Below are 15,298 nucleotides of genomic sequence, written 5' to 3'. Positions count from 1 at the left end.
GTGGTTTCTTTCGGTAAGCACCGGACCAATTGGCTGCCAATCATACAGATCCTTGCTCTCGGCAGCGTAGGTATGATTCCACTGCTTATACCACATTCGAAACGTGCCGTTCGGCAGTTGGTAAACACAGGCATCGATCACGTTCTCCTCACTAATTCCAAGCGTGGACTGGAACTCCCAACGAATAAGGTCGGGGCTTGTATAATGCCTGATACTAGCCTTGCCCGTCCAATCTTCCGGTACACCGTGGACGTAAGTGACATACATATGGTATAGCCCATCATGCCAAATGATTTCAGGCGCCCAGAACGTATTTCTGCCCCATTCTGTTTCGAGACCTTCCAGGGTTCCCCGGTAAACCCAAGTTGATCCGCCATCCGATGAAGAAGCAACACCGAGATCGGTGCCATGCACCCATCCGAATTTCGGACCTTCCTGCGTTGCGCGGCGGTTCGTATAGATCATCCACCATTCCTTGTTCTGACGATTCCAAATGACTACAGGATCCGCCGCCCCATCATAGATGGGATCCCTAAACAATGGCGATTTCATTTATACTCAACTCCTTTGAATTCCCTTGTAGTTGAGGCTCCTGCGACCTCATGACAAAATTGGTCTACATCGATATAACCTTGTTCATTCTCGCAGTTATAGCTATATAATCCGATCCGATCTCCCCTATAATTCCCCCACCCCAGCTGATAGGCGCCTCCAAAGCTCGTGAAATGTACCCCATCGATGCTATATTCGTAAAGGTTGATTCCGTCTATGTTCCACGCAGACCTTAACCAAAGGGTGCCAACCGTTAATTGCGGGCCCCATTCAATCGCACCCGAATTATTAAACTTCAGCATCCTTGTCCCATTCTGTTGTTGAATGCCAATCTTGCAATAGGTTTTTGCAAAATGGCAAAGACCCGCTTCTTGTCCGTCTGTCATGCCGCTGATCTCTATTTTTACGGTTGCCATATTGTGAACGGTTCTAAACGCTCTTTGTGAAATGACGTTGCATACGGTAAAAAAATTGTCCTTGTCGATGGGTTGGCATGCGTATAGACGCAAATAGCCGGGCCGTTCCGTTAACGACCATTTGTCTGCTTTCGGCTGATGGTTCCATTCCCAATACGGCTCAAGCACCGGTTGGTTAAAATCGTCATTTGCGGCAAGAACCGTCGCAGGATGTCCATTGATGGGCTTCCTGCCTCCCCATACCATCTCCCCGATTCCGTCGCCGTCCGTATCGTTTCCGATGATCGGCCATCCGTCAACCCACGTTACGGGCAGCAAGTGAAGCGTTCTCCCTTCGTAATAGCCGCCCGTTCCTTGATGACTAATGAAATACCACTCCCCGGAAACCGTCTGAACAAGTCCGCCTTGATTAGGCTCCCGATCTACTTCCATGCCGTGCGTATGGATAAGCTCCTTTTCCTCATAGGGCCCATAAATATGTTCTGACCTTAACATCATAACAACTCTGACTTCAATGCCTTCCCTACGGTGAACCTCGCTGTGGAAAAAATAGTAGCATCCGTTTATTTTATAGAGCTTATTGGCCTCGCTGCCTTTGTACTGATGAATAATCGTATCGCTGTCATGCAATAGTTCTTTGCCGTCTTCACTTAGTTTAAATAAATGGATATTATAGTTATTGGCGAAATTGGTGGCAACAAAATAGCCTTGTCCGTCATCGTCCCAGAACGGACAGCAATCGTCCCAGCCGGTAACCTCCCAAACTTGATGAAGCGGCTCCCAAGGTCCCGCCGGATCGGAAGCCGTGCTCATAAACAATCCTTCATCGGGCGTGAAAAAATATACCCAATATTTATCCTTGTGGAATCGGATGGCGCCTGCCCAGACTCCTCTGCCGTAACGGTTCATTCGGTCGTAATTGTATTCCGGGCCGATGCTTGTCAAATCTTGCACAACATGCCCGATCATGCTCCAATTCACAAGATCTTTGGAATGCAGTACCGCCATCCCCGGAGAGCAATGCAAAGTAGAGGAGATACCGTAATAATCATCTCCGACTCTAATGACATCCGGATCGCTATAATCTCCTGGCAAAATAGGATTGACATAGGTGCCGTCCCCCTGATCTCCCCAAAACCCCTTCTTCGATAATAAGCAGTAGTTATCCTCCATACATCGTTATCCTTTCAAGTTCTAAATTTGGCTTACTCCGGTATGACGATGTAACTTCTTCCTTCGACTGCCTGGAACTCGTATCGTCCGTTTGCAATCAGATTCGTCAGAACAGGTTGATTGTTCTCCAGGATGCGGATCGGTCGCTGAACCTGAAGTCTGCATGTCCGGGTCATGGAGGAACGGATCTCGGCCTGGGTGAATTCCCCGTTTGCCCATGCCAGATCAATCTCATAGCCTCCTCGCCCTCTCAGCCCCTTGATATAGCCGCTCTCCCAAGCATCCGGCAATGCCGGCAGAAGCTGGATTTCTCCTTGGTGCGATTGCACCAGCAGCTCTGCAATCCCTGCAGTCGCCGCGAAATTGCCGTCAATCTGGAACGGCGGATGCGCATCGAAGAGATTGGCGTAAACCCCTCCGCCATGAATGCTCGGCTCGTCTTCCTTCACGAGAGTCAGCATGTTGGACAACAGACGGTGCGCACGATTGCCGTCTTTGAATCGGGCCCACAGTCCTACTTTCCACCCGAGGCTCCAGCCTGTTCCACCGTCTCCCCTTATTTCGAGCGACTTTCTTGCGGCATCGAACAGACGGGGCTCCGCCCTTTCCGTCAGCTGTCTACCGGGGTAGACGCCAAACAAATGGGACACATGCCGATGATAGGTGTCTTCATCCTCAAAGTCCTTATACCATTCCTGCAGTTGTCCGTGTTTGCCGATTTGGAGCGGCTGAAGCTTCGTGAGCGCATCCGTTAATTTCGACCGGAAAGCTTCATCAGTGCCGAGAATTTCAGATGCTTCGATGCAATTTGTAAATAAATCCCATATAAGCGAAATGTCCATCGTTGCAGATCGGCTTACTGCATAGTGCTTGCCGTCTATGGCGAATTTATGTTCAGGTGAGGTCGAAGGCGCAGTATGCAAATACCCTTGGTCGTCTTCGTACAGCCAATCGAGACAGAACATGGCGGCTCCCTTCATTAACGGGTAAGCCTTGTCTCTAAGGAATTCACGGCTCTGGCCGAATGCAAAGTGCTCCCACAAATGCTGTGCCAGCCATGCGCCTCCCATCGTCCAGAACGCCCACACCGGATCGCCGTGGCCGTAATCGCCTACCGGAGCAGAATGGGCCCATATATCCGAATTATGGTGCGCCACCCATCCCTCGGCCCCATAATTAACCGCCGCCGTTTGGCTGCCGTTTAATGCGAGGCGTTCGATAAAATCAAACAATGGCCCGTGACACTCCGCCAAATTGCACGTTTCGGCAGGCCAGTAGTTCATTTCCGCATTGATGTTCAGTGTGTAATTGCTGCTCCACGGCGCGCGCGTCTGGTCATTCCAGATGCCCTGCAGGTTCGCAGGCTGCGTCCCCGGCCGGGAACTGGCGATCATCAGATAGCGCCCGTAATGAAACAGCAGCTCCACAAGTGCGGGATCGCTCACGCCAAACTGTTCAATCCGCTTATCCGTCGGCATGTCCGGCGGCGCGATACTTTCCCCCAGCTTCAAGGAAACCCGATTGAAGAGCAGTCCATGGTCGGCAGCATGCTTTTCCCGAAGGCGCCCGTAGTCTTCCTCTTTAACTTTATCGAGGACGGTCTTGGCGAGGGCCGCAGGATACCGCTCCTTGTCCGGCGCGCCGCTTTTCCCATCGTAATTGGTGGCAGCGCTGAACAGCAAAGTTGCGTTCGTGGCTCCGGCAACGTGATACCCGTCGTGGTCGACGCTAAGCTTGCCGCCATCACACGCAACGTACAGCCGGCCATGAAACCTAAGCGACTTCGATTCCTCGGCGTCACCGTATTGTATCGGATTGTCGCTTGGGTAATAATTGGGCCATACATGCTCCGGAGCGATTCCTTCAATGACAAAATCCCCCTCAGAAACCGCAGACCGAAACCGCAGCGGGCTGTCCAGCCGGGCGTGAAAGCTAAGACTCCCCGGTTTGCTTGCCTGCAGACGAACCGCAATAACCTGATCGGGAAATGAAGCAAGCACCTCGCGCGAATAGCGAACATCGCCGATGGTGTATTCAACCAGCGACAGCCCCCGTTCCAAATCCAACTGTCTTGTATAGTCCTTGTGCAAGTCGCCATGCTCCATCACGAGCCTCAGATCGCCAAACGGCAGGTAGGACTGCGTATACGGCCCCATCATTTCCTTGCAGAGCCGGTCGGCCTCCGCATAGTTGCCTTCCTCAATTTGTTTTCGCACTTCGGGCAAAACCTGGATAGCCCGCGGATTCGTACCGTCTTTCGGATAACCCGACCACAGCGTATCTTCATTGAGTTGAATACGCTCGCATTCCACACCCCCGTAAACCATCGCTCCCAATCTGCCGTTACCTACCGGCAGCGCTTCCGTCCAATATACGGCGGGCGAATTGTATTGCAGCTTCATAGTAATCCTCCTGAATTCATTCTAAATGCATCTTGCTTCTCCACGAAATCCGACAAATTTTATATTTTTCCGATGAGATTCTCTTGTTTCCCGTCTCGCAAAAATACCGGAATTTCGCTTAGAGGAGCTTCAACATGAATGGTTTGTCCGCCTTCGAATATACTCCCTGTACGCGCATCCGTCCAGTTTGACCCTTCAGGGAGATATACCTCTCTTGATACTGCGCCTTCATTAAGGATTGGGGCAACCAGCAGATCCGGACCATACAGGTATTCGTCTTTCATATCCCAAACCTTATCGTCATTCTGGAATTCATAGAAGAGCGGCCTCATAACCGGCGCACCTTTCTCATGGGCTTCCTTCATCAACTCACGGGTATAATCCCTTAAGGTTTCCCGCAATTCCATATATTTTACCAATATATCATAAGCCTCGTCTCCAAAGCTCCATACCTCGTTGTTTCCGCCGGTATTTAATGCTTTGCTGCCGTCTTTTCGGAAAACTTCCTTGCCTCCCCTGCGGTCGCCATGCAATCTCATAACAGGACAGAAAGCACCCCATTGGAACCATCTGATTAGCAACTCGCGGAATTTGGGATCGTCCGGGTTGCCTCCCGCAAAGCCTCCGATATCCGTCGTCCACCAAGGGATCCCCGCCATTCCCATATGAAGGCCTGCAACGATTTGTTTTCTGAAATCTTCAAAAGAAGAATGAATATCTCCCGACCACACTAATGCGCCATATCGTTGACTGCCTGCCCAAGCGCAGCGAACCGTGTTTATGATTTTGTCCTGTCCTTCCGCCAGCATTCCGTCATAAAAGGTTTTGGAATAGCGCTGCGGATATATATTTCCGATTTGAACATTAGGTCCCATAGCGTAGCGATAATTATCAAAATCATACACATCGTATTCAGGTTCTGCTTCATCCAGCCAGAAGATATTGATTCCATAATTATAATAATTCTTCTTGCATTTGGACCATACATACTCCCTGGCTTTAGGATTTGTAGCATCAAAATAAATACTGGAAGGGAACCAATCCATCATGGCAACTTGTACTCCCCGTTCAGCTTTAATCAAATAACCCTTTTGGCGCATTTCTTCAAAATTTTCGCTATAGCGGTCAACCTGAGGCCAAACCGAAACCATCAATTCGATTCCCATGGATTTCAGCTCATCCACCATTGCCTTCGGATCAGGGAAAAATTCTTCCTCAAATCTAAAGTCCCCCTGTTTGGGCCAGTGGAAAAAGTCAACTACGATTACATCGATCGGCAGCTTTCTTTTCTTATATTCCCTCGCAACCTCGAGCAGCTGTTCCTGATTATAATATCTTAATTTGCACTGCCAGAAGCCAAGTCCATATTCAGGCATCATAGGAACGGTACCAACCGCTTTTCCGTATGCGGCTTCTATTTCTGCCGGTGAATCGCCTGCTGTTATCCAATAATCTAACTGTTTGGTACTTTCTGCAACCCATTCAGTTCGATTATTCGCGAAGTTAACTTTTCCGATCGCCGGATTATGCCATAGGAAGCCATAACCTTTGCTGGAATAATAAAACGGGACGCTGGCTTGGGAATTGCGATGAGCCAATTCAAGCGTGGAGCCTTTCAAATCAAAGGTTTCTTGCTGGTATTGACCCATTCCGTAGATCCGTTCACCGTCATTCCCGGCAAAGGAAACCGTTAATTGATGATCCCCTCCGGTGATCGGTTTGAATGCTCTTGACCGAAGCTTTAACGCTCCGCCGCTGCCTATTTCTTGAAGCAATAATTCTCCTTTTTCATTGTAAAAAGAAATTCGTCCCGGACAATCCCACCATGAATGTCTGATCACTGCCGTTATCTTGCCGTTTCGGATGGAAGCCGTTTGGCCGTCGCGATCGATCTCAATTGCAGCTTCCGCATCGCCATGAACAGACAGCAAGGCAAAGTCCGTATCCAGTATTTCCCCCATCATTCGGCAGCGGACACGTAGACTGTTTTCATATAATCATATAATAAAGCTTTTTTTGAAAGGGGATAAGGCATGGAATTTTTTACAGTCGAGAACGGGAAGCTGATTTTTGAGAATAACGGAGAAACCTTGCAAATTTAAGTATGGGGTCCGCTGGTTCATTCACTGACGTTTTGAATTTTTCATCGATGATAACTGATTTAGCGATGCTGGGCATCGTTAGAGAGTGTGAAAGTGCGACTTTGGTTGATTTAGCGATGCGAGACATCGTTAGAGAATGTGAGAGTGCGACTTTGCTGACTTAGCGATGCTGGGCATCGTTAGAGCGTATGAAAGTGCAATTTTTACTGATTTAGCGATGCGAGACATCGTTAGAGCGTATGAAAGTGCGACTTTGGTTGATTTAGCGATGCTGGGCATCGTTAGAGAGTCTGAAAGTGCGGCTTTTGCTGATTTAGCGATGCGGGACATCGTTAGAGCGTGCGAAAGTGCGACTTTGGTTGATTTAGCGATGCGGACATCGTTAGAGCGTGCGAAAGTACGACTTTGGTTGATTTAGCGATGCGGGGCATCGTTAGAGAGTGTTGAAGCTGTGCCATTAGTGAGAAACGAATAGATCATACTGGGTATGTCGCACGATTAGTGGTTTTTTTTGGGTTCTAAATCGACTTCATGTCAAATATGTGTTGATTATGTCGAAAAACTAACTGAAGAACAACTTTCGATGAGGAGTACAAAAAAAACTACGACAGCAAAATTAACTAACTTGAAAAAGTCGCACTTTCACATTCTCTAACGATGTCTCGCATCGCTATTTTTCGTTAAGGTCGATATATAGTTGTTAGTTAATCGTGCCGTCGTAGAAAAAAAACAACAGGCCACTTGGCGATTTATTCCCACTTCTTTTTTTTCAGGTTTAACCGAAACTCCGTTACTGAATAACGGCGGAAGTCCGGAACATGACGTTCATGTTCCGGACTTCCGCTCGTTCATTCACTGACGCTGCAATCTACTCGTTCATCACTGCCGATACTTCCGCAGCGGATAATGCACGATTATAAATGCGGAAGTCATCCACTCGTCCGTCGAGATAGGGATCGGCGGAAAATTGCGAGCGTCCGATCCAATTCTGTGTGGTGGCGCCGAGTTGTGATGGTCTAATGTTTACGGCATTGCTGCCTACCTGCTGGCCATCGACGTAAAGCGTTCCCGTAGAGCCGTCCAGGGTAACGGCCACATGATGCCATCCGCCTGTCGCGAGCGCAGCGGTTCCGTCAATGGTTCTCACTGCTGAACCGTTCTTGATCTCAAAACGGATATTGCCGTTGGCCCCGTTTTGCGGCGACAGAAACATATATTGGGACGTTCCGGAACCGAGGTCGAAGATCCTCGTCCAGTTGCTCACGGTATCGAGATTGACCCAGGCCGCTATAGTGATCGTATCAGCGCCAGAAACAACGCCGGTCGGCAATGCAACATATTGAGTCGTCCCGCTCAGATCCACTGCGTTGCCCTTGTTGCCCGCTACCCAGCTGGCTCCGCCGTTCAATGTGCCGGTCCAGCCGTTGCCGGACAGATCGCTTGCCGTCGTTCCGGTCGTTTCGTCAAATGGAAGTTCCGCGGTCGGCAACGCGGTATGCCCATTGATGACATGCGTGACTTCCGAAGCGGTTAGAGCGCGATTATAGATGCGGAAGTCATCCACCCGTCCGTCGAGATAAGGATCGGGGTATTGGGAGCGGCCGATCCAATTCTGAGTGGTCGCGCCGAGATCGGATGGCTTAATCGATATGCCCGTATTGCTGCCTACCTGTACACCGTCAACGTAAAGAATGCCTGTCGAGCCGTTTAAGGTGACCGCAACATGGTGCCAGCCGCCTGTCGGGAGTGCTGCTTGCCCGTCAATATCATGGAACGTAGTATCTTTCTTGATTGAAAAGCGAATTTTCCCATTAGACCCGTTTTTCGGCGTGAGGAACATGTTGGTAGCCGTTCCGGAACCGAAATCAAAGATACGCGTCCAGTTGCTCGCCGTATCCAGATTCACCCAAGCCGCTACGGTGACCTTGTCATAGTTGGAAACGACACCTGCAGGAAGTGCGACATATTGACTCGTTCCGCTCAGATCCACAGCGCTGCCGCTCTTGCCGGGCACCCGATTCGCGCCGCCAACCAATGTACCGTGCCAGCCGTTGCCTGTCCAATCGATGGCCGTTGTTCCGCTGCTCTCTTCAAATTGCAACTGTGCCATAGTCACTTTATCGCCTGTGTCTCCGAATACCTTGAAATCGAAGAAGCTGGCAGCAGCGCCGCTTGGTACTCCGGTAACGGTAACCCTGACGTACTGGGCGGTTGCAACAAAATAATCGGATTGGACTTGGGCATTATTGCCATTACCGCCCTTATCAACTCTCATGGTCCAGTTGACATTATCATACGATGTTTCAATTTTATAATTGTAATAGAAGCCATGCTTCTCCCACATCACTTGAGTACCGGTAATCCACTTGCTTGATCCAAGATCTACCGTCCACCAGTGGCCAGGGAGTCCATCACCCGCGCTCCAGCGAGTCGAAGTGCTGCTGTCGTTCCCATTGGCAGCCGGGTTGGCCGGATCAGCACTATCCGTACTAACGGGCTTGCCGAGCGCCAGATTGACAGGGTCTCCAAATACTTTGAAATCGTAGAAGCTGGCTTTAGCCCCGCTTGGCACGCCTGTCACTGTAATTCTGACATAGCGGGCATTATCCGTAAAATAATCGGTTTGAACCTGTTCCGTACTGGTATTATTGGTCTTGTCAACTTTTAAAGTCCAATTGGTATTGTCCTTTGATGTTTCGATCTTATACTGATAAGCGACACCGCTTTTTTCAAAGCTTACCTGGGTTCCATAGGTAATATTTTTGATGTAGCCAAGGTCCACCGTCACCCAGTGACCGGCAGCTTCATCAGCAGCAGACCAACGGGTTATCGCATTGCCGTCGACTCCTCCCCAAACCGGCATTCCTGAAAGTGTACTATCCGTACTAGCGGCCTTGTTCTCAGCCAGATTCACTGTTTCTCCAAGCACCTTAAAATCGTAGAAGCTGGCCCAAGCGCCAGTTGGCAGTCCGGTCACGGTAATCCGGACATACCGTGCAGTATCATAAAAGACATCGTTCTGGATTTGGTCCGTACTGGTATTATTGGTCTTGTCAACCTGTAAGGTCCAATTGACATTGTCATTGGATGTTTCAATCTTGTATTGATAGGCTTTGCCGCTCTGTTCCCACATCACCTGGGTTCCACGGGTAATATCCCTGCTTGCGCCCAGATCCACCATCCACCAATGGCCAGTATTTCCATCATTCGCACACCAACGGGTCGATGTGCTGCCGTCGTTTCCGCTCGAAACCGGATTAGCTCCTTGCGAGCTGGACGCACTGGCGGGCCTGTTCAACGCCAGATTGATTGGAGCAGGGGATGGGAATTGCGGCGGCGCAACAGGCACCGGAACTCCGGAAGCAATGAAGTTAATGTTGTTGGTATAGCCGTTAGTGGTAATATTTCCTTCTGCGGCATTCGTAATGACCGTTCCGTTAATTTTTAAATTTTCAAATGTCACATTCTGAATCATACGGGTGGAATCGTAGCCTTCAATCGGATTAGTACCTGTAGCACTGCCGATGTAGGAGACATTCTTGAAATGAACATTGTTAATTCCACGCCCAGGACCATAATCCCATTTCCCACGGACATTCATAACTAAAAATCGGCCTTCTCTGGTATCATTGATCCGAATATCATTGAAGTTAACATTTTGGATCAAATTTCCATCCGCGGAAATGAACTGTATCCGATGTCCTTCATTGTGTATCCAGATGTCCAGATTGGAGAAATTAAGATTTTCTATGGTATGCCCGCCGCCAGGCGCCCATGGAAAGCCATGAGTCCCCATATTGATGGGACGAGCAAGATCGGGCTGAAGAATAGAGTTCGTTACTGTAATGTTTTTGGTATCGCCATACCAGATTCTTCCGCCATTAGTGCGCGCATTATAGATCGCGACCGAATCATCATGACTGCGTATATATGCGTCATTGATAGTAACATTGGTAGAGGAAAAGACATCTATGCCATCCCCCCATTTATTAACGCCATAGGCTTTAAAGTTATTGATTAGAACATTGGATGAATTTCCGACATTTATAGCGCAACCGCCATTATTCCCACTACCGTAATTATTAACGATAATTCCATCAATCGTGATTTGGTTCGCATAGTCAACGGATATGGCTCTTCCCACAGGACGGTCAACTACACCACGGCCTATAACTTTGGCATTAGTGGCATTATCAAAATTAATGGCGCCTTGAACGACCGCTCCGCCGGCGATATAAAGCGTCTTGCCGCTAGGCACGGTATAGTCCTGTTGGTAGATACCGGGACCAAGATAAATGACATTCGGGTCACTAGGGCTTGGAGGATTGACTTCCACAGGATTTGCAAAGATCATCAGATGCTTATTTATATCCCCGTTCACCTCTACAGAGAGCTTCATAGGACCAGACATGGAAAATGTCATCGTATTCCCGTTGATGTTAGGGGTAATCTCCGTGTTCAAACCACGAATTCGAGCCGACGTAAGCGTTCCGGCGTTATAGGTCACTGACATCTCGACCTGACCGTCCGTATCGAAATAAACAAAAGAAGCATTGTATTTCGTAGGATGGCCGACAGTTGTTCTGTACTCATCGAGATCCTGCCAGACCCCGCCCGGTTCCCGTACTTGCACGGTATAGTCAGCGTTAAGGGGGATACCCGTGGGGGCAGGATATACCTCCAATGTGGTAGCCGCCTCAACTTTTGACGGAAAGCTTGACGCCATCGGAACGAAAACGGTTACAAATACAATCAGAAAAACAAACAGCCTGTATCTTTTATTACTTCCGTTAACAACTGGATTTCTCAATTTACTTTCAACTCCTTCGATTAATATTAATGATTTAATGATTCAAATCAAAAGTAACTTTTTGGCAATCACCCCTTTCGGGGTTATGAAGTATCGCCCTTTGCCGCCAATGAAACCGTTTCCATATCTCTGTTAAAGATGGGATGTAACATCCCGGGCGAGAAATGTTACATCCCTTGCTGTGTTGTCTTATTTAATGCCCATTTCTTGTGCTTTCGCGTTCACTTCGGTAATAGCTTCCTGCAGCCCTTTGGCGTCGTAAGATTTAACTACATTCTTCCACGCTTCGACTGGATCTTTTTTATTCAGAACGACATTGAAGAAATCATCTACAATCCCGCCGTTGTTTGGCGTGAGTGCTCCGGCAAGCTTATCCTTGGCGGGAGTGGACATTAACGTGAGCTCAAAGTTAATTGGAGACGGTTTGTTCTCTGTCTTGAATCGATTGAATACTTCACTAGCTATAGCATCAAATGCAGCCATATCGGGATTGGCATTAACGACTTTTTTGCCTTGCGCCGCGAATTCGCCATGCCATGATGCGAGGAATCCGAAACCGGCGGTGATCGGATATTTCTTTCCAAGTTCTTGATCGGCCGACAGCAAGGAAATCGCCTTTCCGTCCTCGATCTTGTAATCCACGCCTTCAATACCGTTGGCAAGAAGGGCGTCATATTCTTCAGACATCATATAATCAACCAATCGGAGCGCTCTGTCGAATTTCTCGTCGTCCATTTTGTTGCTGAAGAACGCTTCGGACCAGTATGGTAATACACCGAAGTTATAACGATTCCCATCCGCGGTCGGCCAAATGCGCATGAATCCGATATCCGACACTTTAGCGTCGGGATTGGCTTTCACGAAAGCCTCGATATTGGCGCCAATATTTCCTCCGAGCGAGATAAAAGCTTGCCCGTTTACAAATTTGAGAAAGCCGTCCGCATCCTTCTGAATCGCGAAATCCTTATCCAGAAGACCATCATGATAAAGCTGCCAAACCTGTTTGACGGCCTCGGGAGCTTTCGTTGAAGCGAAGGAAGGGACCCATTTCCCGTCCTCGTTCACCCAAGAATCCTTCATGCTCGCCAATTCCGGAAAGTTTCCGAGCATTGGAGTCAAGAGATAATCCTTGTTATTAATCGCAATGCCTGTGGTTCCGGGACGCTGCTTCATGACCGCTTTGACCATAGCGACGAATTCCTCGTAGCTGTTCGGATCGGATGTATACCCGGCCTGTGCCGCCCAATCTTTGCGGTACAGGATCGGCCGGTCCATAACCCCCGCATTGCCCTCTTCGATGAAGCCTATCCGTGGTACCATATAGAATTTACCGTCCACCGTCAGCGGTTTCACGGCAGGAAGCGCCATCACCTTGGCAATATTCGGATATTGGCTCAGGTCGTCCGGAAGCGCTTTAATTACGCCTTGCTTGGCCCATGTGCTGTACAAAGCGCGGTTGTCCGTCGCAATCGCATTCGCGAAAATATCGGGCAATTGACCGGATGCTGCCCATACTTTCAACTTTTCCTGCCAGTCGTTCCAGGTAATCTGAACGGGTTTCACCGTGATATTGAATTTCTTTGTCAAATCGTTGAAGACAGTGTCATTCTTGGCTTCCGGATTATCGAAACCGTCTTGAATGCCCCAAATCGCAACGCTGAGTTCCTGATGCTTGGCAAGCGGATCCTCATCGGCAGGCTCGCTTACAGGGGATTGGCTTCCGGACTCGGAAGCAGGCTGTCCGCTAGAAGAAGAGGCCGAATCATTATTCTTGGTGCTGCAGCCGACAAACACCGTGGCCAAAATCATCAAGGAGACGGCCAGTAAAATCAGTTTCTTGCTTTTGTTTTTCATGCGTAAATCCTCCCTTTTTTTGTGCACAACTTATATAATAATAGCTTTCGCTAATATTAACCCTTGACCGAACCGAGCAGGATGCCTTTGGCGAAATACTTCTGAACAAATGGATAAACCAGAAGGATTGGCACGACCGCAATCACGATCAACGCGCCGCGTACGGAACCTTCGTAAGCATTCTGCGTTCCTCGCGCCAGCGTCTCGGCGGCAGCACCTCCAACCGAAGCGCTCAAGTTGGTTAATGCATTCCGCAAGACCAATTGAAGCGGATACAATTTGGTGTCGTTAATGAAAATCGTTGGAAGCCACCATTCGTTCCAGCGGTCCACGGCGTAGAACAGGATCATCGTCGCTATGATAGGCATTGAAACGGGAACGACAATCCGTATCAGAATCGTGATATCATTAGCTCCGTCGATCTTGGCCGACTCCTCCAGAGCCGGGGAAATCGTATTGAAAAAGTTTTTCATCAGAATCAGGTAAAAGGTGTTCACGGCTAACGGAAAGATCATGACAAGCAGACTGTTTTGCAAATGAAGCTTCTGTAAGGTTAGAAAGTACGGAATCAACCCTCCGCTAAAGAACAGCGTAAAGATGATCCCGCCAAAAATGATATTTCTGCCCGGTAACGATTTCTTCGACAAAGCATAAGCGCCGGCCGACGTTACGATCAGACTGACAGCAGTTCCCGTTATGGTCACGATGCCGGATATGAGCAGCCCCCGCGTCACTTTGCCTTCCGCAAATAAAAACTTGTAGGACCCGAAGTCGAAAGTTGAGGGATACAGAAACAATTGATTCGACCCGGCATCGTTAACGGTAGAGAAGGACAGCATCAGCGTCTGGTAGAAAGGGAACAAAGCAACGAGCGAAAGGAAGCCTAGAAAAAGAGTGATGATCAGATTGGAGAGACTAAGTCCTCTTTTCATTTACAACCCCTCCTCCTTTGCGACGGTTTTAATGAAATAGTTGGCGGCAAAGAGCAAAGCGCAATTGATAACGGACTTCAATAATCCTACCGTTGTCGAGAAACCGAATCCCGTAGCATCTTCAAATGCGCTTCTATACACCAATGTGTCCAGAATATCCGAATAGTTATAGACGGCAGGGTTGTACAAATTAAAGATCTGATCGAACCCGCCGTTCATAATATTGCCTACGGCCAATATCAAGAGAATTGCCGCAGTCGATTTCACGACCGGCCATGTAATCGCCTTCATTTGCTGGAATCGATTGGCCCCGTCGACGGCTGCCGCTTCGTATATCTCCGGATTGATCCCCGCAATGGCAGCCAAATATAGAATGGCCGACCACCCCGCCTCTTTCCATATGTTCGACAGGAACAACACGGCCGTAAAACCGGGACCATTCGTCAGCACAGATTGATTCTCCAATCCGAATAGGAACAAAATTTGATTGTACAAGCCCTGACTGCTGAAGATACCGACGACAATTCCGCTTATGACAACCCAACTGATAAAATGAGGAAAAGTAAAGACAGTTTGAATGATGCGCGTCAAACGGCCCTTGGAGATTTCATTCAGCAGCAAGGCAAGAATGATGGGCGCCGGAAATTCGATGATCAGCCTGCCGAAACTAATCAAAATCGTATTCCGAAAAGCGACCGAAAAATCCGGGTTCGCGAACACATCTGCGAAGTTTTGAAATCCGATCCACGGACTTCCGACTATTCCCTTCGAATAGTCGAACTCTTTGAAAGCGAGTACAATTCCGTACATAGGAACGTAAGTGAAAAACAGGTAAAATAGAATGGTCGGAACGACAAGAACGTACAGGTACTTATGGTTTGCGATTTCTTTCCACAGATGACTCCTCGACTGCTGTATGGGCAGAGTCCGATGATGCCTAATCTGCGTTTGATTCCTCATTTCGTCTCACTCCTGTCTCTTTCTATACCGTTATTTTAAGAGACAATTGTCGACATAAACATATCGGATTCTTAGACGAGTTGCACGATTTTTATAA

General features: G+C 48.6%; 9 protein-coding genes and 1 pseudogene. 1 reads left to right on the top strand and 9 read right to left on the bottom strand.

Features of this window, described 5'->3' with window-relative positions:
* From ACESLK_RS02785 to ACESLK_RS02765, 5 genes and pseudogenes are all read right to left on the bottom strand, one after another.
* A partial coding sequence (locus tag ACESLK_RS02785) for a glycoside hydrolase family protein (protein WP_483862614.1) occupies positions 1 to 552 on the bottom strand: 552 nt, incomplete at its 3' end.
* Positions 549 to 2,141 carry a glycoside hydrolase family 43 protein gene (locus ACESLK_RS02780; RefSeq protein WP_372661865.1) on the bottom strand — a complete coding sequence of 531 codons (1,593 nt, stop codon included), beginning with the start codon at positions 2,139 to 2,141 and terminating at the stop codon, positions 549 to 551. The genes ACESLK_RS02780 and ACESLK_RS02785, both read right to left, overlap by 4 nt.
* 32 nt (positions 2,142 to 2,173) lie before the next feature.
* Entirely contained in the window at positions 2,174 to 4,543 is a 2,370-nt protein-coding gene (locus tag ACESLK_RS02775; protein WP_372661862.1) for a glycoside hydrolase family 95 protein, read from the bottom strand.
* Between the two features lie 59 nt (positions 4,544 to 4,602).
* Complete coding sequence (locus tag ACESLK_RS02770; protein WP_372662147.1) at positions 4,603 to 4,875, bottom strand: hypothetical protein; 273 nt, start codon at positions 4,873 to 4,875, stop codon at positions 4,603 to 4,605.
* A 54-nt stretch (positions 4,876 to 4,929) separates the two neighbouring features.
* Positions 4,930 to 6,519, bottom strand: a pseudogene (locus ACESLK_RS02765) (glycoside hydrolase family 31 protein); the annotation flags it as partial.
* A gap of 292 nt (positions 6,520 to 6,811) precedes the next feature.
* Here ACESLK_RS02765 and ACESLK_RS02760 point away from each other — a divergent pair.
* Entirely contained in the window at positions 6,812 to 7,063 is a 252-nt protein-coding gene (locus ACESLK_RS02760; RefSeq protein ID WP_372661859.1) for a hypothetical protein, read from the top strand.
* Positions 7,064 to 7,513: 450 nt separating this feature from the next.
* Here the strand turns inward: ACESLK_RS02760 and ACESLK_RS02755 are convergent, their stop codons facing one another.
* The 4 genes from ACESLK_RS02755 to ACESLK_RS02740 form a co-directional block, all read right to left on the bottom strand.
* Positions 7,514 to 11,455, bottom strand: coding sequence for a LamG-like jellyroll fold domain-containing protein (locus ACESLK_RS02755; protein ID WP_372661856.1), 3,942 nt, complete (start codon positions 11,453 to 11,455; stop codon positions 7,514 to 7,516).
* A gap of 189 nt (positions 11,456 to 11,644) precedes the next feature.
* Positions 11,645 to 13,309, bottom strand: coding sequence for an extracellular solute-binding protein (locus ACESLK_RS02750; protein ID WP_372661853.1), 1,665 nt, complete (start codon positions 13,307 to 13,309; stop codon positions 11,645 to 11,647).
* A 56-nt stretch (positions 13,310 to 13,365) separates the two neighbouring features.
* On the bottom strand, positions 13,366 to 14,241 hold the full coding sequence (locus ACESLK_RS02745) for a carbohydrate ABC transporter permease (RefSeq protein WP_372661851.1): 876 nt from the start codon (positions 14,239 to 14,241) through the stop codon (positions 13,366 to 13,368).
* A complete protein-coding gene (locus tag ACESLK_RS02740) occupies positions 14,242 to 15,201 on the bottom strand; it encodes an ABC transporter permease (protein WP_372661848.1) in 960 nt (319 codons plus the stop codon).
* Positions 15,202 to 15,298 lie beyond the last annotated feature (97 nt).

Origin of the sequence: Cohnella sp. (assembly GCF_041640265.1) — a bacterium.
Lineage (GTDB): Bacteria > Bacillota > Bacilli > Paenibacillales > Paenibacillaceae > Cohnella.
This window is presented reverse-complemented; position numbering and strand designations above follow the sequence as displayed.

Excerpts from the sequence above, each read along its gene's own strand:
- ACESLK_RS02780 (WP_372661865.1), bottom strand. The coding sequence starts at position 2,141 with ATGGAGGATAACTACTGCTTATTATCGAAGAAGGGGTTTTGGGGAGAT.
- ACESLK_RS02775 (WP_372661862.1), bottom strand. The coding sequence starts at position 4,543 with ATGAAGCTGCAATACAATTCGCCCGCCGTATATTGGACGGAAGCGCTG.
- ACESLK_RS02770 (WP_372662147.1), bottom strand. The coding sequence starts at position 4,875 with ATGAGGCCGCTCTTCTATGAATTCCAGAATGACGATAAGGTTTGGGAT.
- ACESLK_RS02760 (WP_372661859.1), top strand. The coding sequence starts at position 6,812 with ATGCTGGGCATCGTTAGAGCGTATGAAAGTGCAATTTTTACTGATTTA.
- ACESLK_RS02750 (WP_372661853.1), bottom strand. The coding sequence starts at position 13,309 with ATGAAAAACAAAAGCAAGAAACTGATTTTACTGGCCGTCTCCTTGATG.
- ACESLK_RS02745 (WP_372661851.1), bottom strand. The coding sequence starts at position 14,241 with ATGAAAAGAGGACTTAGTCTCTCCAATCTGATCATCACTCTTTTTCTA.
- ACESLK_RS02740 (WP_372661848.1), bottom strand. The coding sequence starts at position 15,201 with ATGAGGAATCAAACGCAGATTAGGCATCATCGGACTCTGCCCATACAG.